Origin of the sequence: Curtobacterium flaccumfaciens, from assembly GCF_051548005.1 — a bacterium.
Taxonomy (GTDB): domain Bacteria; phylum Actinomycetota; class Actinomycetes; order Actinomycetales; family Microbacteriaceae; genus Curtobacterium.
The window spans coordinates 1-1501 of record NZ_JBPUGH010000261.1; the positions used below are offsets into that span (position 1 = coordinate 1).

1 protein-coding gene is annotated in these 1501 nt (G+C 67.2%); it reads left to right on the forward strand.

What is annotated here, in order from left to right; translation table 11 throughout:
• A partial coding sequence (gene rlmN / locus ACSW7Y_RS17170) for a 23S rRNA (adenine(2503)-C(2))-methyltransferase RlmN (RefSeq protein ID WP_438127434.1) occupies nucleotides 1–1054 on the forward strand: 1054 nt, incomplete at its 5' end.
• Nucleotides 1055–1501: the final 447 nt, after the last annotated feature.

Genomic DNA, 1501 nt, shown 5'->3' on the forward strand with positions numbered 1-1501 from the left:
CGTCGATAAGGTCAAGGAGCTCGGGCTGCCCGGGTTCCGCGCGAAGCAGCTCTCGACCCACTACTTCACGCACTACACGTCCGACCCGGCGAAGATGACCGACCTGCCCGCGGCGCAGCGCGACGAGCTCGTCGCGGGCATGCTCCCGCCGCTCCTCACCGAGACCCGACGGCTGGCGACCGACAACGGCGACACGATCAAGTTCCTCTGGAAGCTCCACGACGGAGCGCTCGTCGAGTCGGTGCTCATGCGCTACCCCGGCCGCATCACGTTGTGCGTCTCGTCGCAGGCGGGCTGCGGCATGAACTGCCCCTTCTGCGCCACCGGGCAGGCCGGCCTGACCCGGAACATGTCGACGGCCGAGATCATCGAGCAGATCGTCCGGGCGAACGCGGCGATCGCCGCCGGGGAGCTCGGGGGTGACCCGCGCAAGGGCGGACAGGACCGCGTCGACGCCGAGCGCGTGACGAACATCGTGTTCATGGGCATGGGGGAGCCGCTCGCGAACTACAAGCGCGTGATGGACGCCGTGCGGACGATGGTGTCTCCGCAGCCGAACGGCCTCGGGATGAGCGCCCGCGGCATCACCGTGTCGACGGTCGGACTCGTGCCGGCGATCAAGAAGCTCGCGGACGAGAACATCCCGATCACCTTCGCCCTCTCGCTGCACGCGCCCGACGACGAGCTCCGAGACGAGCTCATCCCGGTGAACTCGCGGTGGAAGGCCGACGAGGCCATCGACGCCGCGTACGAGTACTACGCGAAGACCGGCCGCCGGGTCTCGATCGAGTACGCGCTCATCAAGGACATGAACGACCACGCCTGGCGCGCCGACCTGCTCGCCGAGAAGCTCAACGCGCGCGGTCGGGGATGGGTGCACGTCAACCCGATCCCGCTCAACCCGACGCCCGGCTCGGTGTGGACCTCGTCGGAGCCGCACGTGCAGGACGAGTTCGTCCGCCGACTGAACGCCGCCGGCATCCCGACGACCCTCCGCGACACCCGCGGCAAGGAGATCGATGGCGCGTGCGGCCAGTTGGCTGCGGCTGAGTAGACGGCTGGTCAGGTCGGCCTGGAGGCACGGTGCGGTTCTGCACCGTGCCTCTCGTCGTACCCGGGCCGGGTTTCGCGCTTTCCCTGGCGGCTCTCGCGCCGTCCCCGGCGCCTCGAGTACCCCGACTTCCGCGTGGTTCCGGGGAAGTCGGGGTACGACACGCCCGGGATGTGCCACGTGTTGGCGCTGCCGTTCACCTCTGCGTAAAGTAATCACTCGTTGCCGCTGAGGCGGAGAACGGAACGGCCGGAACGGTCACCTCCGAGTCTCGCCCGGGCAACGAACCAGCCTCTCTGACGATGTCCGCTGAACTGCGGGTTGAGTGGGGAGTGCGTCTGGTCCTTGAGAACTCAACAGCGTGCACATTGTCAATGCCAATTTATTGACCCCGTGGCCGAGCTTGCTCGGTCCGGAGACAATTCCTTTTGGATAGACAGAATTGTCAGT